The organism is Kitasatospora sp. NPDC059747, assembly GCF_042732955.1.
In the GTDB taxonomy this organism is placed as follows: domain Bacteria; phylum Actinomycetota; class Actinomycetes; order Streptomycetales; family Streptomycetaceae; genus Kitasatospora.
In genome coordinates this window covers 11,112-33,987 of record NZ_JBHWGV010000085.1, presented here as the reverse complement: position 1 = coordinate 33,987, position 22,876 = coordinate 11,112, and the positions used below count along the sequence as shown (strand labels likewise).

Sequence of the window (22,876 nt, the reverse complement as noted above, 5' to 3'; positions counted from 1 at the left end):
GCGGTGGGTCCGTTTCTGGAGTGCGGTGGCTCAGGCGTGGTGGCGGGTGAGGGCGAGGTAGGCGTCGTCGAGGCTGTGCTCGCGGATCCGCAGGCCGGTGACGACGATGCCCTCGCGGGCGAGCAGGCCGGTCACCTCGTCGGCGAAGTCCCCGGTGCCGGTGACCTCGATCCGGCCGTCCCGCTCCTCGACGGCGGTGACCCCGGGCAGGGCGGCCAGCCGGGCGGTGTCCAGCGGCGCGGTGGGACGGAAGCCCAGGGTGCCGCCGGTGCCGGAGCGGGCGACCAGCTCGGCCGGGGTGCCGGCGGCGACGATCCGCCCGCCGTCCAGGACGGCGGCCCGGTCGCAGAGCGCCTCGACCTCGTCCATGAAGTGCGAGACCAGCACCACCGTCACGCCGTTGTCGCGGATCCGGCGGACCAGCTCCCAGGTGTCCCGGCGGCCCTGCGGGTCGAGCGCGGTGGTCAGCTCGTCCAGGAACGCCACCTCCGGGTCGCCGACCAGCGCGAGGGCGATGAACAGCCGCTGGCGCTGGCCGCCGGAGAGCTTGTCGAAGGGCGTCCGGACCTCGCCGGCCAGCCCCCACTCGTCGAGCAGCTCGCGCGGCTCCCGCGGCTTCGGGTAGAGGGCGGCGTACAGCTCCAGCGCCTCGCCGACCCGCAGCGCGCCCTGCAGCTGGGCCTGCTGGAGCTGGATGCCGATCCGGGGGCGCAGCTTGTGCGCGTCGCGGACCGGGTCCAGGCCGAGCACCCGGACGGTCCCGGAGTCGGCCCGGCGCAGGCCCTCGCAGCACTCGACGGCGGTGGTCTTGCCGGCGCCGTTCGGGCCCAGCAGGCCGAACACCTCGCCGCGCTCCACGGTGAAGGACACGTCCTCCAGCACCTGGCGCCGCCCGTACGCCTTCCGCAGGCCCGCCACCTCGATCACGGCCATCGTGCCGCTCCCTCCCGTTCGTCCCGGGCGCTCCCCGGCTCACAACGAGCTTCCCGCGCGGGGGCCTTGCGGCGGATCGACCAGCCGGTCCTATCGCTCGGACGATGCGGTGGAGCGCCGATCAACCGATCGGTGGATGGCGGGTGGCGGCGCCGGGGGCGGACAGCACGGAGCCCGGCCGCCGGATCGGCGGCCGGGCTCACGGTCGTGCGGTCGTACGGTCGTGCGGTCGTGCGGTCGGGTCAGCCCGCCCCGCCGTCCGAGTTCTGGGCGTCGACCGCGCGGCGCAGGGCGCGCCGGATGGGGCCGGTGACGGGGGCCAGCTTGTCGATCCTGGCCCGGAACTCGCGGCGCCGGCGCCACGTCAGGACCGAGCCCAGCCGGGCGCCGTCGGCCAGCGCGACCAGGGCGGCGTCGGCCCGGTCGACCCGGCTGAGCGGGCCCTTCAGCGCCGACGTGATGCCCGAGGCCAACGCCTTGTGCACCCGGGGCTCCGGCAGGGTGACCCGGGCGACCGGGAAGATCCCGAGGACCCGGCGCTTCTCGACCCGGATCCGGCCGTCGGCCGCGAGCCCGTCGCGAACCATGTGCGACGGAAATCCCTGGCGCCCGATCCAGCTCTTCCAGCTGCGCCGGCGTCCCTGGCGAATCTGCTCCAGCAGCCGGGCGGACAGCGGGTCGAGGCCGTCGGCCGCGCCGTCGACGCCGACCGGGTGCCGGCCGTCGTCGCGGATCAGCCCGCGGTGGAGGAGTTCGGTGAGCGCCGCCGCCCGCAGGGCCGGGTCGAGGTTCAGGGTGCCGGTGTGCCGCCCGCGCTCGGGGTCGTAGGCCAGCAGGTACAGCTTCTCCGGGAGGGTGGTGGGCACGTCCATCGTGGGCTCCAGGCTGGGGACGGGTGGGTGGGCCGCCCGGTCAGTCGGCGTCGGGGCCGTCCTCCGGGCTCTCCTTGGGCGGTCGGCCGCGCCGGGGAAGCGTCGCCGCACCGCTGGGCATCCGCCCCGCGTCGGTGAGGGCGCGGCGGAGCAGGAACTCGATCTGTGCATTCGCACTGCGCAGTTCGTCCGCCGCCCACCGGGCCAGCGCGTCGTGCACCGCCGGGTCCAGGCGCAGCAGGATCTTCTTCCGCTCGGTCGCCAACGCCGCGCCGCTCCTTACTGGTAGAGGGAGCCCGTGTTCACGACCGGCTGGGTGCCGCGGTCTCCGCAGAGCACCACGAGGAGGTTGCTCACCATGGCCGCCTTGCGCTCCTCGTCCAGTTCGACGACGTCGCGCTCGGCCAGCCGGTCCAGGGCCTCCTCGACCATACCGACGGCGCCCTCGACGATCAGCCTGCGCGCGGCCACCACGGCCCCGGCCTGCTGGCGCTGCAGCATCACCTGGGCGACCTCGGGCGCGTACGCGAGCCGGGTGATCCGGGACTCGACGACCCGCACGCCGGCCGACACGACCCGGGCGCCGATCTCGGCGGAGAGCTTGCGGGTGATCTCCTCGGCGCCGTCGCGCAGCGACAACTCGCCCTCGCGGTGGGCGTCGTAGGGGTAGCTGCCGGCGATGTGCCGGACCGCGGTCTCGGTCTGGATGGCGACGAAGTCGGTGTAGTCGTCGACCTCGAACACGGCCTTGGCGGTGTCCTCGACCTGCCAGACCACGACGGCGGCCATCTCGATCGGGTTGCCGTCGGCGTCGTTGACCTTGCTGGTCTCGGTCTCGTGGTTGCGGATCCGGGTGGAGATCCGGCGACGGCTGGTGAAGGGGTTCACCCAGCTCAGGCCCTCGGTGCGGATGGTGCCGCGGTAGTCGCCGAGCAGCTGGACCACCCGGGCCTCGCCGGGCGAGACCACGGTCAGGCCGGCCAGCACCACCAGCGAGGCCAGCGCGAGCACCGGCCCGGCGACCACCAGGGCGGTGCCGAGGCCCTTGGTTCCGCCGGCGATCTGCACGCCGCCGACGATGACCAGGGCGGCGCCCGCGACCAGCCCGAGCAGGCCGGCCCCGAGGACCGGCAGGCCGGCGCGGGGGGTGATGAGGCGTTCGGTGATCTTGGGGACCGGCAGGTCCAGGACGGGGCCGTCTTCGTCGTCGACGTCGACGGGGATGCGCGGTGTGGTCATGGGACCGGCTCCTCCAGCGAGTGATTCCGCCTAGCAATCAAAGTGATATCACTTTTCGCGCAAGCGGGCCAGGGGCCGGAACGGAACGACGGGAGGTGGCGGCCGAGGGACCGCAAACGCGCTGCTCAGGCGCCCGGAACGTCAGCGGAACGTTCCCGGGCCCTTACCGAGCGGGTGAACTTCGGCGTGTAATCACCGCCGGACGGTCGCCGTTCGCCTACAGTTCTCGCAGGTCAGCGACCCCGCGGCCCGATGGGCCGGTCGATCTGGGTGGGGCGGGTGGGACTCGAACCCACGACCAAGGGATTATGAGTCCCCTGCTCTAACCGGCTGAGCTACCGCCCCGGTTCGCCGCGCGCGCCGGTCGTCGGCCACGGCAGCAGCAGACGGCCCCGAAAGGCCGTCCCGGGCAGCATAGCCGGTCGATCACCCGCGGTGCGCGCCGGGGGCGCACATGGGGTGCGCAGGCGTGCACGCGGTTTCCGTGCGGACCAGTCCGGTTGGCACGCGCGGCGGCGGGCGGGCAGCCTGAGCGGGTGACGATGCGTGAGGCGGGAGTGGCGGCGGGCACCGTGCTGGTGCTGCTGGCGGCGGCCGGCTGCACCACGGCGGCCCGGCCCGGCGCCGGCGCCCCGACCGTCACCTCGGCCCCGGCCTCGCCCGGCGCCTCGTCCGCCACGTCGGACGGCGCCCACGGCTGGAGCCGCCAGCGCCTCAAGGGCGCGATCGGCAAGCACACCGGGATCACCCGCACCGCCCGGCCCACCGTGCTCAACGGCCTGGTCGGCGCCGTCTTCACCCGCAACGCGGACGGCGACCACTTCTGCACCGCCAGCGTGGTCGACAGCGCCGGCCAGAACCTCGTCGTCACCGCCGCGCACTGCGTCTGGGACCCGAAGCTCGGCCAGCGCAGCGACCTGGTCTTCGTGCCCGGCTACCGCAACGGCGACACCCCGAGCGGCATCTGGCCGCTGGTGGCCGTCACCGTCGACGACGGCTGGAAGGACCACGCCGACCCGGACGTCGACGTCGCCTTCGCCGTCGTCGGGCCTCAGAACGGGCAGCAGGTGCAGCAGGTGCTCGGCGCCAACAAACTGGGCGTCGACCTCGGCTACCAGCTCCCCGTGCGGGTCACCGGCTACCCCGGGACCAGCGACGTCCCGATCACCTGCGCCAACAACACCGTCGAACAGAGCCCCACCCAGCTGCGGATCGACTGCCCCGACTACACCGGCGGCACCAGCGGCAGCCCGTGGGTCACCGACTTCGACCCGAGCACCAGGACCGGCACGGTGGTCGGCGTGATCGGCGGCTACCAGGAGGGCGGCGACAACCCCGACATCTCGTACACCAGCTACTTCGGGGACCGCGTCCAGGCGCTCTACGACCGCGCGACCCAGTAGCCGGGCGGGTCCGGGCGCCCCGTCGCGGTGTGATCGAACGACCGGCAGTGGCGCTGCCGCGCGCGGCCTGGTAGATCTTCCTCACGAACGGCGGATCGAAGGACCCGCACCCGCCCCGAGGAACGAGACGGAGCCCCGATGGCCCCCCGCCCGGCACGGCCCGCGCGCGCCGCACGGACGGCCGCGCTGACGGCCCTGCTGCTCGCCGCCGGCACCGCCTGCGCCGGGACGGACCAGGCGCCCACCGCCGAGGTCGCGCAGCAGAGCGCGGCCCGCGACCGCATCGGCACCCTCTCGGTCCGCACCCCGCAGGGCCCGCGGGCCTGCACGGCCAGCGTCGTCCAGAGCCCCGGGCACAACCTGCTGGTGACCGCCGCGCACTGCGTGCACAACCGCAGGGTCGGCCTGCTGGACGGCCTGGTGTTCACCCCGGGCTACCGCAACGGATACTCCCCCTACGGGAGTTGGCCGGTGCAGTCGATCACCGTCGACCCCCGCTGGGCGGACGACGACGATCCCGAGTACGACGTGGCGTTCATCACCGTCCGCCCGGTCGACGGCCGGGAGGTCGAGGACGCCGTCGGCGGCAACCGGCTCGCCACCGGCCAGGGCTTCGGGCTGGACGTGTCGGTCACCGGCTACCCCAACGAGCGCGACGAGCCGATCACCTGCTCGGTCCGGACCCGCTCGCAGAGCCCCACCCAGGAGCGCTTCGACTGCGGCGGCTACACCGACGGCACCAGCGGCAGCCCGTGGGTCACCCCCGGCGGGACGGTCGTCGGCGTCATCGGCGGCTACGAGGAGGGCGGGGACACCCCCGGCACGTCGTACAGCATCACCTTCGACGGCCGGGTCTCCGACCTGTACCAGCAGGCGACCGCCTGACGGCCCGGGGGTGACGGGGCCCGGGGTGACAGAGCTCGGTGTGACGGAGACGACACGGGGGCGGGAAACACGAAGGCCCCCCGGTCGTCCGAGGGGCCTTCGCTCTGAGCAGTCACCGGGCGCACCCGGTGCAGCTCCCGCATTTGGACTCGAACCAAAAACCTGCCGGTTAACAGCCGGCTGCTCTGCCAATTGAGCTATGCGGGATCGCGGTACACAACTGCCGTACCACGGACGGAAGAACGGACCCCGAGGGACCGCTTCCGGAGCTCCCCCAATTGGACTCGAACCAATAACCTGCCGATTAACAGTCGGCTGCTCTGCCAATTGAGCTATGGGGGATCGGCTTCCGCTCCGGCCCCCGGTTCCCCGGGCTCCTCGGCGTTCGCTGCGGGACATACATTAGCGCACTCGGGGGGGTGGTCCGCCAATCGCTTTCCCCCGCCGCCCCGGAGCCCCGTGCGGCGTGCCCCGCGCGCGCCGGGCGCACCCCCCGGGGATGCTGGGGACGCGGACGGTTCGCCGTCCCGACGGACGGGTAGGGCAATGCGGCAGAAGGCCGCCAGGAGAGGGTGGAATCCGATCATGTGGAAGCTGTCGTTGGCCGTCGGACTCGCGGCCGGCTACGTCCTTGGCTCCCGGGCCGGGCGCCAACGCTACGACCAGATCGCCAAGGTCACCCGGCAGATCGCCCGGAGCCCCAAGGTCCAGGGCGCGACGGACCGGGCCAGGCAGCAGGCCGGCGCAGTGGCCGGGAAGGCCGCCGGCGCGGTCGCGGACCGGGTCGGCGACCACCTGCCGGCCGCCGTGACCGACCGGGTGCCGTACTTCAACCGGGCCCGCCCGGAGGACGACGGCTGGGGTACCTTCCGGCCGTGACACCCCGGTGAAGTCCGGGTGTCCGGGGGGCCGAAGACAGGCCCCCCGGGTACCGAACGGGCAAAGGCCTCCCCGGTCCGGACGCGTCCCGGGCCGGGCTGAGGCATGATCTCGACATGGCCATCGTCGCGGGGATAGACAGCTCGACCAGTCGCACCCGGATCGTCGCGTGCGACGCCGAGACCGGTGCCGTGCTGCGCTCCGGGAAGGCTCCGCACCCCGTCCCCGAGGGCACCGAGACCCGGGCCGGCGAGGCCGACCCGCAGGTCTGGCTGCACTCCCTCGGCGACGCGGCCGCCGGCGGCCTGCTGGAGGGCGTCCGCGCGATCGGAGTCAGCGCGCAGCAGCACGGCATGATCGGCCTCGACGCGGGCGGCGTGCTGGTGCGGCCCGCGATCCTCTGGCACGACCCGCGCTCCAGCGGGGCCGCCGCCAAGCTGCTCGACGCCCTCGGCGGCCCGGCCGCCTGGACGGCCGCGATCGGCGCCGTCCCCGGGCCGACGTACACCATCGCCAAGCTGCGCTGGCTGGCCGAGTTCGAGCCCGCCAACGCCCGCCGGGTGGCCGAGGTGCTGCTGCCGCACGACTGGCTGGTCTCCCAGCTGCTCGGCAGCCCCAAGCGCCGCACCACCGACCGGGGCGACGCCTCCGGCACCGGCTACTGGTCCCCGATCACCGGCGAGTACCGGCAGGACCTGGTGAAGCTCGCGCTCGGCCACGAGCTGAAGCTGCCCGACGTCCTCGGCCCCGCCGAGCCCGCCGGGCACACCCCCGAGGGCCTGCTGATCTCGGCCGGCACCGGCGACAACATGGCCGCCGCGCTCGGCCTCGGCCTGCGCCCCGGCGACGCGGTGGTCTCGCTGGGCAGCGCCGGGACGATCTTCGCGGTGCACGACCGGGCCGTCGTGGACGCCACCGGGCTGGTCTCCTCCTTCGCCGACGCCACCGGCCACCACCTGCCGATGGTCGCCACCCTGAACGCCGCCCAGGTCCTCCGCTCCACCGCCGCCCTGCTCGGCCAGGACCTCGACGGGCTGAGCGACCTCGCCCTGCACTCCTCCCCCGGCGCGTACGGCCTCGTCCTGCTGCCCTACCTGGACGGCGAGCGGACCCCCGCCCTGCCGCACGCGGCCGGCACCCTGTCCGGCCTGCGGGCCGAGTCGATGGCCCCGCAGCACCTGGCCCGGGCCGCCGTCGAGGGCATGCTCTGCAACATCGCGGACGCCCTGGACGTCCTGCGCGCCCAGGGCGTGGGGATCAAGCGGGTGTTCCTGCTCGGCACCGCCGGACGGCTGCCCGCCGTCCGGCACGTGGCCCCGCTGGTGTTCGGCGTCCCCGTCGTCATCCCCCCGCCGGGCGCCCACGCCGCCCGCGGGGCCGCCCGGCAGGCCGCCTGGGCGTTGGCCGGCACGCCCGGGCCGCCGCAGTGGGAGCTCGCCGGGGCCGAGACCGTCGAGCCCGAGGGCGACCAGGACCTGGCGATCGGCTCCGCGGTGCTGCGCCAGTACCGGGCCGCCCGGGAGCGGATCCACCCGGAGACGGCCGCCTGAGCCGTCCGGCTCCGCGGATCCGCCCGATGAAGGTGCGTCAGCCCGCCCCCGGTGGCAGCGTGGGACGGGACACGGCCACCCGAGCGAAGGACGACAGGCACCCATGGCGCTGCACAAGGGGGCCGGCGACGACCGCCGGCTGAGCATCAGCCCGTTCGTGGCCACCGCCGACCCGCTCGGCGCGATGGAGCTGGCGCCGCCGCTGCACCGCCTCGGCGACGGCCCCGTCCCGGCCGACACCGCCTACCAGCTGATCCACGACGAGCTGATGCTGGACGGCAACGCCAGGCTCAACCTGGCCACCTTCGTCACCACCTCGATGGAGGTGCAGGCCACCCGGCTGATGACCGAGTGCCTGGACAAGAACATGATCGACAAGGACGAGTACCCGCAGACCGCCGAACTGGAGCGGCGCTGCGTGGCGATCCTCGCCGACCTGTGGCACGCCCCCGACCCGGACGCCGCCGTCGGCTGCTCCACCACCGGCTCCAGCGAGGCCTGCATGCTGGCCGGCCTCGCGCTCAAGCGCCGCTGGATGCGCCGCAACGCCGAGCGCTACGCGGCCGGGGCCCGGCCCAACCTGGTGATGGGCGTCAACGTCCAGGTGTGCTGGGAGAAGTTCTGCACCTTCTGGGAGGTCGAGGCGCGCACCGCCCCGATGGAGGGCGAGCGCTTCCACCTCGACGCCCTGCGCGCGGTCGAGCTGTGCGACGAGGACACCATCGGCGTCGTCGGCGTCCTCGGCTCCACCTTCGACGGCTCCTACGAGCCGGTCGCCGAGATCTGCGCGGCCCTGGACGAGCTCCAGCGGCGCACCGGCCTCGACGTCCCGGTGCACGTGGACGGCGCCTCCGGCGGCATGGTGGCGCCCTTCCTCGACCCCGACCTGGTGTGGGACTTCCGGCTGCCCAGGGTCGCCTCGATCAACACCTCCGGCCACAAGTACGGGCTGGTCTACCCCGGCGTCGGCTGGGCGCTGTGGCGCGACCACGAGGCGCTGCCGCAGGAGCTGGTCTTCCGGGTCAACTACCTCGGCGGCGAGATGCCCACCTTCGCGCTCAACTTCTCCCGGCCCGGCGCCCAGGTGGTCGCGCAGTACTACACCTTCCTGCGGCTCGGCCGGGAGGGCTTCCGGGCCGTCCAGGGCGCGTCCCGGGAGGTCGCGACCTACCTGTCCGGGAGGATCGGCGAGCTCGACGGCTTCAGGCTGCTCACCCGCGGCGACCAGCTGCCGGTGTTCGCCGTCACCACGGACGACGGCGTCCCCTTCGACGTGTTCGACGTGTCCCGGCGCCTGCGCGAGCGCGGCTGGCAGGTGCCCGCGTACACGTTCCCGGCGAACCGGGAGGACCTGTCGGTGCTGCGGGTCGTGTGCCGCAACGGCTTCTCCCGCGACCTCGCCGACCTGCTGCTGGCCGACCTCGGCCGGTTGCTGCCCGAGCTGCGGCGCCAGCCCGTCCCGCTGAAGGAGCTCGGGGTGCCGGCCCGGACGGGGTTCCACCACTGAACCGTCCCCGCCGGACCTCCCAGTGAACGGCCACGACGGGGAGGGCGCCGGAGCGCCCTCCCCGTCGTGCGTCCCGGTACATCCGGGGCAGCCTCCCCCCGCGAGGCTGCCCCGGACGGTGGGGGTACCGGGACCTGGGTGTCGGACGGACGACCGCTGAACGGTCCGCGTCCGAACGAAGCGTCCGGTGGGCGAACCGCACCGGCTAGAGAACTGTGCACGACGGAGACACGATTGTTCGAGCGTCCCCGGGGGTTGTGAGACACTTCGGTCCGTCTCAGCGCCAGGACCTGGGGTTTGGGACGGCCGAAGGTTGAGGTTGGAGAAGCGGAGACACCCGAACGGCCCGGGGTCGGAGCCCCCCTCACCCGGAGCTCCCCCCGATCGATCCTCCCGATCCACCGTCTCGATTGCATGGAAGGGCCGCATGGGTTCCGCCTGGAAGCAACTGCCCGAGGAGCTGACCGGGCCCGCTCGAAGCCTTGCCGAGGAACTGCGCACGCTCAAGGACGCCGCCGGGCTCTCGCTGTCCGAGCTCGCCACCCGGACCCACTACAGCCGGGCCTCCTGGGAGCGCTGGCTGAACGGCAAGCGGGTCATCACCGAGCAGGCCCTGGACGCGCTGATCGGGGCCGTCGAGTGCGACGGGCCCGCCCTGCGGGCGCTCTGGCAGCAGGCCGTGGCCGGGCCCTCCGGCGCGGAAGCCGGTGCGCAGGACACGGCCGCCGAGGCCGACGCGGACGCGGACGCTCCGCGGGTCGCCGGCGTCCAGGACACCGCCGAACCGGTCGAGGTCCTCCCGGCCGGCGAGCCCGAACCCGCCACGGCCTGGTGGCGGCGCCCCGCCCCGCTGCTGGCCTGCGCGGCCGTGGTGGCCCTCGTCCTGGTCCTGGTGGGCCTGCGGGCGACCCGGCACGACGATCCGTCGACGCCCGTCGCCGACCCCGGCACCTCCTCCGCCCCCGTGACGGTGCCCGCCAAGCCCGTCTCGTCCGACCCCACCTGCCAGGCCATGGGCTGCGCGCACAAGAACCCCAAGGACACCGGCTGCGGCAAGGACGCCCGCACGCTGCAGTCCGACGTCATCGGCAAGGTCGTCATCTACCTCCGCTACAGCCAGAAGTGCCAGGCCGTGTGGGCGGCGATCAACGAAGGCCAGCCGCAGGACTACGCGACCATCACCAGCAGCACCGGTGAGAGCGAGCAGGCGCTGATCCACTACGGCTACGACAACTACTCGCTGATGCTCAGCGCGGCGGACCCGGCCGTCACCTTCCAGGTCTGCGGGCACCAGCCCGAGGGCAACCTGTGCATCGCGCCGATGTCCGACCCGGCGGGCATGGTGGCGTCCACCCCGATCCCGGTCGGACCCGCCTCGCCGCCCCCGGGGGTCGGGGGCACGGCGAGTCCCACGGCCGACGCCACCGCGAGCCCGTCCGCCGCTCCCACGGCCGTGTCGTAGCGGCGCCGCTCAGTCGAGGTACCCGCGCAGCTGCGCGGCGAAGGCGTGCTCGCGGAGCTTGACCAGCGTCTTCGACTCGATCTGGCGGATCCGCTCGCGCGTCACCCCGAACACCGAGCCGATCTCCTCCAGCGTGCGCGGGCGCCCGTCGTCCAGCCCGTAGCGGAGCTGGACCACCTGGCGCTCGCGCTCGCCGAGGGTGGCCAGCACCGCCTCCAGGTGCTGGCGCAGCAGGAGGAAGGTCGCGGACTCGGCGGGCGAGGCGGCGTCGGCGTCCTCGATCAGGTCCCCGAGCGCGACGTCGTCCTCCTCCCCCACCGGGGTGTGCAGCGAGATCGGCTCCTGCGCCAGCCGGAGCAGCTCGCGCACCCGCTCCTCCGTCAGTTCGAGCGCCGTCGCGATGTCGGCCGCGCCCGGCTCGACACCGCGCTCCTGGAGCAGCGCCCGCTGCACCCGGACCACCCGGTTGATCAGCTCGACCACGTGCACCGGCACCCGGATCGTCCGGGCCTGGTCGGCCAGGGCCCGGCTCATCGCCTGCCGGATCCACCAGGTGGCGTAGGTGGAGAACTTGTAGCCGCGCGCGTAGTCGAACTTCTCCACCGCCCGGATCAGGCCGAGGTTGCCCTCCTGGACCAGGTCCAGCAGGGTCAGCCCGCGGCCGACGTAGCGCTTGGCGACGGACACGACGAGGCGCAGGTTCGCCTCGATCAGGCGGCGCTTGGCGATCCGGCCGAGCACCACGAGGCAGTCCAGCTCGTCGGCCAGCGGGTCGGGCGGCGGGGGTTCGCGGTGCAGGCGCTCCTCGGCGAACAGGCCCGCCTCGATCCGGCGGGCCAGCTCCACCTCCTCGGCGGCGTTGAGCAGCCGGATCCGGCCGATCTCGCGGAGGTACTGGCGGAGCAGGTCCGCGGCCGAGCCCCCGGTGTCGGGACGGCTCCGGTCGTCGGGCTCCTCGTCGGGATCGGCCTCCGTCGCCGCCCCGGCCACGGGCACCGGGACGTCCGGGGCTTCGGGGTGGCCCTCCGGCCGGCCCTGGGCGGGCACCCGGGCACCGTCCGGGGGCGGGGCGCCGGCCCGGCCGTGGTCCGCCTCCTCGTAGGGGATCGGCACCGGGCCGGCGGGCGGCGCGGGGGGATTCGGTCTGTCGGTCGGACTGGACGTCGCGGCAAGGCCTTGGTCCACGGGCATCCCCTCGGGGCGCGCGCGACTCTGGCGGACCCGCGCTGTACGGTGCTGGGACGCCCTCCAGTGTGCGGTACGCCACGCTCCGTGGCCGAGACTCGTGCGCCGACTTTCTGGACGCGCCCCGCGCGCCGCCCGCGCCCGCGTCAGAGCGCCGCGGCGCCCCCGCTGCGCAGCTGCTGCCCGTACTGCTGGAGCTGCCACAGCTCCGTCTGCACCGCGTGCTGCTGCTCGGCGTCGGCCCGCGGGCCGAGCCGCTGGAGGTAGCCGCGGACCTCGGCGATCCGCCGGTCGACGGCCAGCAGGCGCAGCTTGACCAGGAACTCCCCCGCGTAGACGGCGTCCGCCTTGCGGCGCGAGCGCACCGGCTCCACGATCAGCTCGGTCACCAGCGAGCGCACCCGGTCGTCCGGGGCCGCCTCGCGCACCGCGCTCGTGAAGTCCGGCAGGGTCGCCCCGTACGCGGCGCCGCCGGCCTTGGCGATCGCCTGCCGCACGGCCGTGTAGGGCGCGGTCGGGAACTCGTCCTCGCCGTAGTGGTCGAAGGCCGGGCTGACCAGGTCCGGGTGCTGGAGCGCCAGCTTGAGCAGTTCGCGCTCCACGAACTGGGCCGGGTCGCGCGGGTTCAGCACGAAGGCGGGCCGGGCCGGGCGGACCTGCTCGGACTCCGGGCGGCGCTGGGCGGCGCCGCGCGGGTTCTGCTGGCGCTCGCGGTCCCAGCGAGCGAGCTGGGAGACCCGGCGGACGACGAAGGGCTCGTCCAGGATGCCGAGCATGCCGGCCAGGCGGACGGCGTACTCGTGCTGGATCGAGCGGTCCTTGATCTTGGCGACGATCGGGGCCGCCTCCTCCAGCGCCGCCGACCGCCCCTCCGGGGTGTCCACCCGGTGCCGGGCCACCGCCGAGGTCAGCGCGAACTCGAACAGCGGGACCGGGTTGTCGATCAGCTCGCGGACCGCGTCGTCGCCCTTGGCCAGCCGCAGCTCGCACGGGTCCATGCCGCCCGGGCTGACCGCGATGGAGGTCTTGGCGGCGAACTTCTGGTCGTCCTCGAACGCGCGCAGCGCGGCCTTCTGGCCGGCCGCGTCGCCGTCGAAGGTGAAGACCGTCTCGCCGCGGTACTGGGAGGTGTCCATCAGCAGCCGGCGGATGATCTTGATGTGGTCCTCGGCGAAGGCCGTGCCGCAGGTGGCCACCGCCGTGGTGACGCCCGCCAGGTGGCAGGCCATCACGTCGGTGTAGCCCTCGACCACCACCGCGCGGCCGGACTTGGCGATCTCCTTCTTCGCCAGGTCGATGCCGTACAGCACGTGGGACTTCTTGTAGATCGGCGTCTCGGGGGTGTTCAGGTACTTCGGGCCGTTGTCGTCCTCGCGCAGCCGGCGGGCGCCGAAGCCCACCACCTCGCCCGCGATGTCCCGGATCGGCCAGACCAGCCGGCCCCGGAAACGGTCGATCAGGCCGCCGCGCTGCCCCTGCGAGGCCAGGCCGCCGAGCAGGATCTCCTTGTCCGAGAAGCCCTTGCCGCGCAGGTAGCGGACCAGGTGCTCCCAGCCGGCCGGGGCGTAGCCGACGCCGAAGGTCTTGGCGGACTCCTCGTCGAAGCCGCGCTCGGCCAGGAAGCGGCGGCCGATCTCCGCCTCCGGCGAGGCCAGCTGCTCCTGGTAGAAGGCGGCGGCCACCTTGTGCGCCTCGACCAGGCGGGTGCGCTCGCCCTGCTGGTGGCGGGGGCTGTAGCCGCCCTCCTCGTAGCGCAGGGTGATGCCGGCCTGGGCGGCCATCCGCTCGACGGCCTCGGCGAAGGTGAAGTGCTCGATCTTCATCAGGAAGGCGATGGTGTCGCCGTTCTCCTGGCAGCCGAAGCAGTGGAAGACGCCCTTGGCGGGGTTCACGTAGAAGGAGGCGGACTTCTCGTCGTGGAAGGGGCAGACGCCCTTGTACTCGCCGCCGCCACCGTTGGTCAGCTGTACGTAGTCGCCGACCACCGCGTCGATGGGCAGTGCGCTGCGCACCGCCTGCACGTCTTCGTCCCTGATCCGCCCGGCCACCCCGGAAGTCTACTGGGGTGGCCGGGGTTTCCGGCGGCCGCGATCCCCCGTTCCCTCCGCTACTTCCAGGCGGCGCCGACGAGCTTGGCGTGGAGGGCCAGCGCCGAGGCGTCGGTGAGGGTGGCGATCTGGTCGATGACCGTCCGCAGGGCCGCCCGGTCGTCCTCGGCCTCGTGGTACTGGGCGGCGAAGACCGGGTCGAGGCCCTCGGGCGCGCGCTCGGTCAGCACGTAGGCCAGCTCGGCGATCACGATCCGCTGGCGGGCCCGCAGCTGGGCCTGCTCGTCGCGCTGCATCACGTAGCGGACGGCGACCGCCTTGAGCACCGCGCACTCCAGCCGGACGTCCCGCGGCACCACCAGCTCGGCCGCGTAGCGGGTCAGCCGGCCGGGGCCGTAGCGGGCCCGGGTGGCCTGCTCGGCGGCCAGGCAGAAGCGGCCGATCAGCTGGCTGGTGAGGTCCTTGAGGCCGGCCCGGGCGCGCGCGGTGCCGTCGTAGGAGCGCGGCCACCACTCCTGGGCGAGCAGCCGGTCGAGGGCGGCGGCGAGTTCCTCGGGCTCGGCGTCGCGGGCGTAGCGCTCGGCGACCTTGAAGAGCTCCTCGCGCTCGCCGGGGGCGCGCAGCGCGGCCGGGTCGATGTGCCCGGCCTGGAGGCCGTCCTCGACGTCGTGGGTGGAGTAGGCGACGTCGTCGGACCAGTCCATGACGGTGGCCTCGAAGCACTTGCGCCCGGCCGGGGAGCCCGCCCGCAGCCAGCGGAAGACCGGCAGGTCGTCGGCGTAGACGCCGTACTTGGGCGAGGCCGGGTCGCCCGGGTGGGCGCCGTGGGTCCACGGGTACTTGGTGGCGGCGTCGAGGGCGGCGCGGGTCAGGTTGAGGCCGACGCTGCGGCCCGGCCAGGGGGCGAGGCGGGCGGCGGGCTGCTCGTCCTGCGGGGCGAAGCGCTTGGGTTCCAGGCGGGTGAGGATGCGCAGGGACTGCGCGTTGCCCTCGAAGCCGCCGCAGGCCTCGGCGGCCTGGTCGAGGGCCTCCTCGCCGGTGTGGCCGAAGGGCGGGTGGCCGATGTCGTGGGCCAGGCAGGCCGTCTCGACGAGGTCCGGGTCGCAGCCCAGGGCCGCGCCCAACTCCCGGCCGACCTGCGCGCATTCGAGGGAGTGGGTGAGCCGGGTGCGGGGGAAGTCGCTGCGCATCGGGGCGACCACCTGCGTGGTGCCGGCCAGGCGGCGCAGCGCGGCCGAGTGCAGCACCCGGGCGCGGTCGCGCTGGAAGGCCGTGCGACCGGGACGCTTGTCGGGTTCGGGGACCCAGCGGGCCTCCGCGGCGTGGTCGTACGGGTCGGGGGCGGCGGCGGGGCGGTGCGCAGTGTCGTCCATATGGGCTTCACCGTACGCCGCGCCTCCGACACGCGGGGTGTGCCGCGCGCGAAGGGGCGCGGACCGGGGCGTGAATCCTTTGCGTACGCGCCGTGCCCTGCCGTTCGGGCCCTTCGGCCCTTTCGGCCCACTTCAGCCCTGTTCGGCCCTCTTCAGCCCTTGACGGCCTTGAGGACGACGGCGGCCACCGCCTCCTGGCCCTTGGCGTTCGGGTGGATCGCCGCGAGGCCCGGGGCCGGGAACGGCGGCTCGACCCAGCGGGCCCCTCCGGCGCACATGTCGTGCCCCGCGGAGGGGGTGGCCGCGTCCACGAAGACCGCGCCGGCGCTCTCCGCGCGCTTGCGGAGCATGCCGTTGAGCTGCTGCTCCTTCTCGACCAGGAAGCCGAGGTCGGCGGGGGCGAGGGTGCTGCCGAGCACCGGCCCGCAGCTCGCCGGGTCGGCCGGGAGCAGGGCCGGGTAGCCGACCACGTACACCCGGGCCTTCGGGGAGCGGCGCCCGATCTCCTTCAGGGCCCGGCCGAGCCGGTCACCGGCCGCGTCGACCTTGCGCTGCACCTCGTCGGTGCCGCCGGCGGCGTAGCGGTCCCGGCAGGGCGAGGCGGCGCGCCCGCTGCCGACGAGGCCCTTCACCGCGTCCACCAGGTTGTCCTTGGCGCACTGGGTGACGACCTCCATGAAGCCCGCGTCGTTGCCGCCGATCCCGACCGTGACCAGGCGGGTGGCCGGGGTGAGCGCGTCCAGCTGGGGCGGGTTGGCGCCGCCGTCGGTCTGCTGGGGGCTGGTGAGGTCGCCGGTGCGGGCGCCGCTGCAGCTGACGTCCTGGAACTGGCCGGGTGCCAGCCCGAGTGCCTTCGCCACCAGGGACGGGTAGTTGACCCCGGAGCGGTCACAGCCCTTCGGGTCGCCGACCTGCGGGGCGATCTTGATGCCGGCGGTGTAGGAGTCGCCGAGCGCCACGTAGGGCCCGGCGGGGAGCGGAGTCGGCGTCGGCGTGGGTGTCTGCGTGGCCGTGGGCGTCGCCGGGGCGTGAGCGGGCAGCGCGCCCGCGAAGCCCTTCCCGGACGCGCCGTCCGACCCGCTCCCGGAGCTGCAGGCCGCGAGCAGCACCGCGGCCAGCCCGGCGGCCGTCACGGCGGCGGCCGGGCGTGTCGTCATCGGCATGGCATCCCCCCGGGGGCAGCAATCGTCTCGCTGCGGCGACCCGTCCCCCGGGCACCGCAGGGGCCAACGAACGGCGGGCGCCGGATGACTCCCGGTCGGCTGTCCCGCTATTCCCTATTCCGTGCCGCGCTCGTGCTCGGCCAGGAACTGCTCGAAGCGGCGGCCCAGCTCGTCCGCCGAGGGCAGGTCGACCGGCTCCGCCAGCAGGCTCTCCCGGCTCTCCGCGCCCGCCACGGCGTCGTACTGGCCCTCCATGCCGCGGATCGCGGACCGCAACTCGCCGTCCCCCTGGGACAGCTGCTCCTCGATGTCGGCGTGGACCTCGTCCACCCGGCGGCGCAGTCCGGTGCCCGGGAGCACCAGGCCGGTGGCCGACTGCACGGCCTCCAGGATCAGCACCGCGGCCGCCGGGTAGGCCGAGCGCGCCACGTAGTGCGGCACGTGCACGGCGAAGCCCAGGACGTCGTGGCCGGACTCGGCGAGCCGGTACTCCAGCAGCGCCTGCGCGCTGCCGGGGACCTGCGCCTGCTCGAACCACTGCGGGTGGTCGGCGGCCAGGTCGAGCCGGTTGCCGTGCGGCGTCAGGCCGACCGGGCGGGTGTGCGGCACGCCCATCGGGATGCCGTGGAAGTCCAGGCTCAGCCGGACCTCGAAGCGCTCCACCAGTTCGCGGACGGCGCCCGCGAAGCGCTCCCACTCGACGTCCGGCTCGGGGCCGCTGAGCAGCAGGAACGGCGCGCCGGCGGCGTCGCGCACCAGCTGGAGCAGGATCTCCGGCGGGTCGTACGACGTCCAGTGGTCGCGGTCGAAGACCATCGAGGGGCGGCGGGCCCGGTAGTCCACCAGGCGGTCGTGGTCGAAGCGGGCGACGACCTGCGGCGACCCCGACTCCAGCAGGTGGTCCACCACCTGCCCGCCGGCCTCGCCGGCGTCCATGAAGCCCTCGAAGTGGTGGAGCAGCACGAGGCCCGCACCGGTGTCGCTCAGCTCGGCGTTCGCCGCGGCCACGGCGGCCACGCCCTGCTGATCCAGCTCGTACAGCGCCTGGAAATCACGCACCGCGCACCCAACCCCGTTCTCTGCTCGTCCCGGCGGACCCGGCTGTTCGCCCTTCTCGTCGTCTCCAGCGTGCGGCGCGCCGCCGGAATTCCCGCCCACCCGGACGACGTCGCCGCGGCCGCGCCCGACCGCCGCGAACCATGATCGCACCCGATCGAAAAGCCGCTGGTCAGGGGGGTCGCCAAGGGGTCCCGGCAGCAAGATCCGGAGCGCGCCGCGACGACCCGAGCCCCCAAACGCGCGCCGCGAAGTGACGCACCGCCTTCTGGCGGGTATCGTCCTCTCGCTGCCTCGCATCGTCGCGTCGTCATCACGTCGTCCGTAACGCCGTCGATCACGTCCCGGATCGGTGCCGGCAGAACCCACGACGCATCTTGCCTTCATCTGGCCGCCCGCTTCCTTTCGCGCTCTCGTTCCTCCTCGGCCATTTCGCGGACGCATACTGTCCCCTCGCACATCCCGCCGGACCGGTCCGTGGACCCGTGACCATTCCGGCACCCGCGCCGCCCGCTCCGGGCCGCCGCCCCCGCCCCGCCCGACCGGACCTCCGGCGCGCACCGGGGTACCCGGCGACCGGTCACCGGGCCGGGGCGAACCAGTCCACCGCAGCCCGTGCCGCACCCCGGCGCGAGATGCCCCCTACGACCGATGAAGGACAGAAGGTTCCGTGCCCGTACCTGTCACCCTCACCGGCCGCACCGTGCGGCTGGAGCCCCTCGCCGCGCACCACGCCGAGGCCATCGCCGAGGCCGGCGCCGAGGACCGTACGACCTACGCCTTCACCCCCGTCCCGCACGGCCTCGAAGCGGCCCGCGACTACGTCGCGCGCGCCCTCGCGGACCAGGCCGCGGGCCGGTCGCTGCCGTTCGCGACGGTGAACGCCGCCGACGGCCGGGTGGTCGGATCCACCCGCTTCCTGGAACTCGACTACTGGCAGGGCCCGCTGGTGTGGCCGCCGGTCCCGGGCGTGCCGCACGGCGACCCGGCCACCGCCGTGCCGGACGCCGCGGAGATCGGCAACACCTGGCTCTCGCCGCGGGCCCAGGGCACCGGCATCAACACCGAGGCCAAGCTGCTGATGCTGCGCCACGCCTTCGAGACCTGGGGGGTGCAGCGGATCTCGCTGCGCGCCGACGCCCGCAACCTGCGCTCGCGCACGGCGATCGAGCGGCTGGGCGCGACCTCCGAGGGCGTCCGCCGGGCGCACTCGCGCGGTCTGGACGGAGTGGTCAGGTCCACCGCGTTCTACTCGATCCTGGACGCCGAATGGCCGGCCGTCCGGGACATCATCGAGCTGCGGATCGCCAACGCCACGTCGCCGAGCGCCCCGGATCCGGAGATCAACCAGGAGTGCCTTAGACACGGCGGCAGCGGCTCCGGCCATCTGAGCTACGGCCTGAGCGTCACGGCCTGAGCGGCCCACCGTCGGCGGACCCCAGGACCCGGGCGAGGACGCCCGGGTCCCACGGCCCGCGCCGCCCGGCCTCGACGACCGCCGAGACGGGACGCCAGACGCCGCGCACGCGCGTGACCGCCACCTCCCACACGGGGTGGCCGCTCACGGCGTCGCAGATGCTCAGGACGCCCTCCCCGGTACGGACGCTCCAGCCGTCGAGCCCGGTCCGCAGGCGCTGCCACTGCTCGTCGCTCCACACCACGTCGGGGACGGGGTGCGGCCGCGGCACGAGCAGCTCTGCGCGGGCGCGGGCGGCCGTGACGGACCCCGGCACCGGGAACGCCCAGGCGGGCAGCGGCTCGCGGGCGGACCGCCAGGCCTCCGGGACGCCGGCGGTGCCGGTGTGCGCGGCGACCACTCCCCCGGTGATGGCGGCGACGGTGTCCACGTCGCCCCCGGCCGCGATCGCCTCCCACACGGCCGCCGGATAGTCGCCGAGCCGACGGGCGGCGCACCACAGCGCGTACGGGACGGTGTCGGCGGCGGACGTCCGGCTGCCGTTGCCGAGCACCTTCGCGGCGACGCGGAAGTCCGGCTCCGCGAGCAGGTGGCGCGCCTCGGCGAGCCCGTCCCGCACGGCGCCGTCCGGGGTGTGGTGCAGGACCTTCCGCAGCAGGCCGTCCGGCGTCAGCGGCTCGCGCCGGGCCCGCACGGCGTACGCGGCGGCCACCGCGACGGCGACGGCGCCGTCGACGGCCTGCGGGTGGGTGTGCGTGATCACCGCGGTGCGCGCGGCCAGCCGGACGCACGCGTCCGGGTCGTCGGCGAGCGCGGCGCCGAGCGGGGCGACCCGCATCGCGGCGCCGTTGCCGTACGAGCCCTGGCCGTCGAAGAGTCCGGCGGCCAGCGCCGCGGCGTCCCCGCCCTCGCGGATCAGCCGGAGCATCCGGTTGGCGGCGGGGCCGTAGCCGCGGTCGAAGTCGTGGCGGAGGGCGAAGGCGTAGGTCAGGTCGAAGGTGTCGACGGTGCCGCGCTCGGTGTGGGCGGCGTACACCGAGCAGGCCATCTCGGTGTCGTCGGTCCACGGCCAGGGCGCGGGCGGAGTCGTGCGGGCGGCGAGGTGCGCGGCGGCGACCTCGGGGACGAAGAACTGGGCGCCGAGGGCGTCGGCCACGGAGAGGCCGACGAGCGCGTCGAACGCGGGGCCTTGGTGGGGAGTCGTCATATGCCCCCAGCTCACCGGCCCGGCCGAGGCCGCGTCAACCTGTTTTGCCGGGCCCCTCCCACGGGCGATGTTTCGCATACATCCGATCCTGGTGGGAAGCACCGTGACATGACCTGCGCCATTCCCCTCGACTCCCTCGACCCCGTCGCCCTGCTCGGCGCCGACCAGCAGCACGTCGTCACCCGGGCGCAGCTGCGCCGCCTCGGGGTGCCGTCCGGCACGATCGCCCACCGGCTGCGGCCGGGCGGGCCGTGGCAGCAGGTGCTGCCCCGGGTGATCTGCCTGCAGACGGGGCGGCTGACCGCACATCAACGGCTGCGCGCCGCACTGGCGTACGCGGCGCCGAAGGGGCGCTCGCCGCAGACCGGGGAAGTCCTGCTGACCGGGTTCGCGGTGCTCGCGGACGCGGGTCTGCCGAGCGCCGGGCACCCGGCCGACCTCATCGGCGTCGACGTGCTGATCCCGGGGCAACGCCGGGTCGGCGACCGCGAGTTCGTCCGGATCCACCGGGCGGCCGGGCCGATGCCGAGCGGGTACCAGCGGGACGACGGGCTGTGGAGCACCACCGTCGCGCGGGCACTGGCGGACCTCGCCCCGCGCGAGCCGGGCCTGCGGCGCTTCCGGGCGCTGTGCGCGGAGGCGGTCCAGCGGCGGCACTGCGAACTCGGCGAGCTGCTGGACCACTTGCTCGCCCGGCCGGGTGCGCTCGGGCTGCCGCAGGTCGCCCAGGTGGTCGAGGACCTGACGTCCGGGGTGCGGTCGGTGGTCGAGGGCGAGGCGCGCGACCTCCTGCGGGGCTCGGGCCTGTCGGAGCCGCTGTGGAACCCGGTGCTGTTCCTGGACGGCCGCTTCCTCGCCGTGCCCGACGCCTACTGGCCGCACGCGTGCGTGGCGCTGGAGATCGACTCACGGGCCTGGCACCTGCGCCCGGCCGACCACGAGCGCAGCCTGGTCCGGGCCAACCGCCTCACCACCGCCGGCCTCCCGGTCGTCCGCACCACCCCGGTCCAGCTGCGCCGCGACCCGACCCCGGTCCTCCACGAGCTGACCGCCCTGCTGACCACCGGCCCCCACGGCCCGCACGCCAGGATCACCTGGCGGCGGGCGCGTTGAGGGCGTCAACTCCCTTGCTGCGCCCGGGCCGCGTGCTGGGCTCCGGCGGCCTCGGCCGCCGCGACGAGTCGCCGGAGTTCGGCAAGGTGGTGGGCAAGGGCGGCGTGGCCGGCGCGGGTGGCGGTGAGCCAAGTGCGGGGGCGCTTGCCGACGTACCCCTTCTTCACGGCCACGTAGCCAGCCTCTTCGAGAGCGGTCGCGGCCTTGCTCAGGACGGAGTCGGAGACCTCGCAGTGGTCGCGGACGGCGCCGAACTCGGCCTCGCGGCAGGCGCTGAGGAAGGCGAGCGCGGCAAGCCGGGTGGGGTGCTGGAGCAGTGGGTCGAGGGAGAGGGGCATCAGCGGGCCTCCCGCAGATGCCGGGCACGGTCGTTGAGCCGCTCGGTCGCAGCCCAGAAGGCGGCGCCCGCGGCCACGCCGCCCGCGACGCCGACCCACTGCGGACCCGCACCCGCCCAGACGGCGAGAGCCACGACGGCCAGCCCGGCCACCGTGACCAGCAGGACGGCCAGGAGGACGGCGCCGCCGATGTGGGCATCGATTCCCCGCGGCATGATGCCGCTGCCGCGCATGGCGTGCTGGGCGGCAGCGGCGCTGCAGATGCTCCAGATGCCGCACAACACGCCGATCACCCAGGTCCGTTGTGTGTCGACGGCCCAACCGCACCCTGCACCGAGGGCGGTGAAGCCGGCCGCGAACGCCGGCCCGTACCAGCGGGGCGTCGGCACGGGCAGCCGGGCGGCCGCCCTGGCGCGGTCGGCCAGGCGCAGCGCCTCGGCGGCGGGCAGGTCGGCGGGTGTGGAAGCGGGTGTGGAAACGGAGTCGCTCATGGAATCCCCCTCGGACGGCGACGGTGATTCCACTATGGCATCTACCTTCCGGACTGGAAAGTACTTTCAGCAGCGCGGGTCGATCTCCTGGAAGGTCGCGTAGTGGTCGGGGGACCAGTACTGCTCGCCGGCGCCGCCGGTGACGACGCGTCGGGTGCCGCGGTCGTTGGAGCCCGGGGTGACGACGGTGAACTCGTGGTAATAGCCGTCGGACTTCTTGGGCAGGCGGCTCTCGCGGTTCTCGAAGACGATGCCGTCGCGGTTGTACGGGTAGGGGCCGCCCTTGTCGATCAGGCCGAGGGTGTCCTGGGCCTGGCTGGGGAGCTTGGTGCGGCAGACGTCGGCCAGCGCGGGGTCGGCGGGCACCCAGGTGCCGCTCGGGGCGGGGGTGCGGCCGGCGGGCGGGGACGGCTTCGGGGCCTGGGACTTGGCGCCCGGGGAACCCGCGGAGTTCGCGGCGGCTGCGGTGGAGGAGCCGGAGGCCTTGGAGTGGCTGCTGCCGCCCTTGCCGGCGAGCAGGTACCCGACCGCCCCGAGGACGGCCAGGATCAGGACGGCCACGACTACGAGCGGGCTTTTGCGTCTGGTCATGCGCACCAGCTTGCCAGCACCGGGGGAAGGCCCACGGGTGGGTGGCCGCCGCAACACACGTACGGCCGGGGGGGGGGGGGGGGGGGGGGGGGGGGGGGGGGGGGGCCGGCGGGGGTCTCCGCTGGGTGCGGGGTGGGGGTCGGGGGGGCGGCGGCGGGGGCGGC

General features: G+C 74.5%; 21 protein-coding genes and 3 tRNA genes. 8 read left to right on the top strand and 16 right to left on the bottom strand.

The annotated features are described in order from the left end of the window. Positions 1-30 precede the first annotated feature (30 nt). The 5 genes from ACFV4G_RS30505 to ACFV4G_RS30485 form a co-directional block, all read right to left on the bottom strand. On the bottom strand, positions 31-933 hold the full coding sequence (locus tag ACFV4G_RS30505) for an ABC transporter ATP-binding protein (protein WP_380445345.1): 903 nt from the start codon (positions 931-933) through the stop codon (positions 31-33). A 242-nt stretch (positions 934-1,175) separates the two neighbouring features. Next, a complete protein-coding gene (locus ACFV4G_RS30500; protein WP_380445344.1) occupies positions 1,176-1,805 on the bottom strand; it encodes a GPP34 family phosphoprotein in 630 nt (209 codons plus the stop codon). Positions 1,806-1,845: 40 nt separating this feature from the next. Next, positions 1,846-2,070 carry a hypothetical protein gene (locus ACFV4G_RS30495; protein WP_380445343.1) on the bottom strand — a complete coding sequence of 75 codons (225 nt, stop codon included), beginning with the start codon at positions 2,068-2,070 and terminating at the stop codon, positions 1,846-1,848. Between the two features lie 14 nt (positions 2,071-2,084). Next, positions 2,085-3,044 (bottom strand): SPFH domain-containing protein, encoded by a 960-nt coding sequence (locus ACFV4G_RS30490; RefSeq protein WP_380445342.1) that lies wholly within the window; start codon positions 3,042-3,044, stop codon positions 2,085-2,087. Between the two features lie 271 nt (positions 3,045-3,315). Then, a tRNA-Ile gene (locus tag ACFV4G_RS30485) sits at positions 3,316-3,389 on the bottom strand. Positions 3,390-3,586: 197 nt separating this feature from the next. On the opposite strand from ACFV4G_RS30485, the gene ACFV4G_RS30480 reads away from it, so the two are divergent. Both ACFV4G_RS30480 and ACFV4G_RS30475 read left to right on the top strand, forming a co-directional pair. Continuing rightward, positions 3,587-4,447 (top strand): hypothetical protein, encoded by an 861-nt coding sequence (locus ACFV4G_RS30480; protein ID WP_380445351.1) that lies wholly within the window; start codon positions 3,587-3,589, stop codon positions 4,445-4,447. 138 nt (positions 4,448-4,585) lie between these two features. Continuing rightward, on the top strand, positions 4,586-5,332 hold the full coding sequence (locus ACFV4G_RS30475; RefSeq protein WP_380445341.1) for a trypsin-like serine peptidase: 747 nt from the start codon (positions 4,586-4,588) through the stop codon (positions 5,330-5,332). Between the two features lie 134 nt (positions 5,333-5,466). Here ACFV4G_RS30475 and ACFV4G_RS30470 read toward each other — a convergent pair. Both ACFV4G_RS30470 and ACFV4G_RS30465 read right to left on the bottom strand, forming a co-directional pair. Then, positions 5,467-5,539: transfer RNA gene (locus ACFV4G_RS30470), tRNA-Asn, on the bottom strand. 62 nt (positions 5,540-5,601) lie between these two features. Beyond that, a tRNA-Asn gene (locus ACFV4G_RS30465) sits at positions 5,602-5,674 on the bottom strand. 243 nt (positions 5,675-5,917) lie between these two features. Here ACFV4G_RS30465 and ACFV4G_RS30460 point away from each other — a divergent pair. The 4 genes from ACFV4G_RS30460 to ACFV4G_RS30445 all read left to right on the top strand — a co-directional run bounded on the left by ACFV4G_RS30460 (position 5,918) and on the right by ACFV4G_RS30445 (position 10,730). Beyond that, the gene (locus ACFV4G_RS30460) at positions 5,918-6,211 is read left to right on the top strand and encodes a hypothetical protein (RefSeq protein ID WP_380445340.1); all 294 of its coding nucleotides are present in this window, start codon (positions 5,918-5,920) and stop codon (positions 6,209-6,211) included. 116 nt (positions 6,212-6,327) lie between these two features. Then, positions 6,328-7,761 (top strand): FGGY family carbohydrate kinase, encoded by a 1,434-nt coding sequence (locus tag ACFV4G_RS30455; protein WP_380445339.1) that lies wholly within the window; start codon positions 6,328-6,330, stop codon positions 7,759-7,761. Positions 7,762-7,864: 103 nt separating this feature from the next. After that, the gene (locus ACFV4G_RS30450) at positions 7,865-9,268 is read left to right on the top strand and encodes a glutamate decarboxylase (RefSeq protein ID WP_380445338.1); all 1,404 of its coding nucleotides are present in this window, start codon (positions 7,865-7,867) and stop codon (positions 9,266-9,268) included. Between the two features lie 427 nt (positions 9,269-9,695). Continuing rightward, complete coding sequence (locus ACFV4G_RS30445; protein WP_380445337.1) at positions 9,696-10,730, top strand: helix-turn-helix domain-containing protein; 1,035 nt, start codon at positions 9,696-9,698, stop codon at positions 10,728-10,730. A gap of 9 nt (positions 10,731-10,739) precedes the next feature. On the opposite strand, the gene ACFV4G_RS30440 is transcribed toward ACFV4G_RS30445, so the two are convergent. The 5 genes from ACFV4G_RS30440 to ACFV4G_RS30420 form a co-directional block, all read right to left on the bottom strand. Then, complete coding sequence (locus ACFV4G_RS30440) at positions 10,740-11,921, bottom strand: sigma-70 family RNA polymerase sigma factor (protein ID WP_380445336.1); 1,182 nt, start codon at positions 11,919-11,921, stop codon at positions 10,740-10,742. Positions 11,922-12,061: 140 nt separating this feature from the next. Then, positions 12,062-13,963, bottom strand: coding sequence for a DNA primase (gene dnaG / locus ACFV4G_RS30435; protein WP_380445335.1), 1,902 nt, complete (start codon positions 13,961-13,963; stop codon positions 12,062-12,064). 59 nt (positions 13,964-14,022) lie between these two features. Then, positions 14,023-15,336, bottom strand: a complete 1,314-nt coding sequence (locus ACFV4G_RS30430; RefSeq protein ID WP_380445334.1) for a deoxyguanosinetriphosphate triphosphohydrolase — start codon at positions 15,334-15,336, stop codon at positions 14,023-14,025. Between the two features lie 152 nt (positions 15,337-15,488). After that, a complete protein-coding gene (locus ACFV4G_RS30425) occupies positions 15,489-16,493 on the bottom strand; it encodes an SGNH/GDSL hydrolase family protein (RefSeq protein ID WP_380445333.1) in 1,005 nt (334 codons plus the stop codon). Positions 16,494-16,613: 120 nt separating this feature from the next. Next, positions 16,614-17,558, bottom strand: coding sequence for a PAC2 family protein (locus tag ACFV4G_RS30420; protein ID WP_380445332.1), 945 nt, complete (start codon positions 17,556-17,558; stop codon positions 16,614-16,616). 667 nt (positions 17,559-18,225) lie between these two features. Between ACFV4G_RS30420 and ACFV4G_RS30415 the strand changes: the two genes are divergently transcribed. Continuing rightward, positions 18,226-18,972: a GNAT family protein gene (locus ACFV4G_RS30415; protein WP_359969740.1), complete on the top strand. Its 747-nt coding sequence runs from the start codon at positions 18,226-18,228 to the stop codon at positions 18,970-18,972. Here ACFV4G_RS30415 and ACFV4G_RS30410 read toward each other — a convergent pair. Next, entirely contained in the window at positions 18,962-20,179 is a 1,218-nt protein-coding gene (locus tag ACFV4G_RS30410; RefSeq protein WP_380445331.1) for an ADP-ribosylglycohydrolase family protein, read from the bottom strand. The genes ACFV4G_RS30415 and ACFV4G_RS30410 overlap by 11 nt on opposite strands. A gap of 108 nt (positions 20,180-20,287) precedes the next feature. Here ACFV4G_RS30410 and ACFV4G_RS30405 point away from each other — a divergent pair, with 108 nt between their 5' ends. Beyond that, positions 20,288-21,292 (top strand): hypothetical protein, encoded by a 1,005-nt coding sequence (locus ACFV4G_RS30405; protein ID WP_380445330.1) that lies wholly within the window; start codon positions 20,288-20,290, stop codon positions 21,290-21,292. A gap of 5 nt (positions 21,293-21,297) precedes the next feature. Here ACFV4G_RS30405 and ACFV4G_RS30400 read toward each other — a convergent pair whose 3' ends face one another. The 3 genes from ACFV4G_RS30400 to ACFV4G_RS30390 form a co-directional block, all read right to left on the bottom strand. Next, positions 21,298-21,630, bottom strand: a complete 333-nt coding sequence (locus ACFV4G_RS30400) for a winged helix-turn-helix domain-containing protein (RefSeq protein WP_380445329.1) — start codon at positions 21,628-21,630, stop codon at positions 21,298-21,300. Continuing rightward, complete coding sequence (locus ACFV4G_RS30395) at positions 21,630-22,121, bottom strand: hypothetical protein (protein WP_380445328.1); 492 nt, start codon at positions 22,119-22,121, stop codon at positions 21,630-21,632. The genes ACFV4G_RS30400 and ACFV4G_RS30395 overlap by 1 nt, the downstream gene beginning before the upstream one ends. Before the next feature lie 66 nt (positions 22,122-22,187). Beyond that, positions 22,188-22,712, bottom strand: coding sequence for a ribonuclease (locus tag ACFV4G_RS30390; RefSeq protein ID WP_380445327.1), 525 nt, complete (start codon positions 22,710-22,712; stop codon positions 22,188-22,190). Between the last annotated feature and the right edge of the window lie 164 nt (positions 22,713-22,876).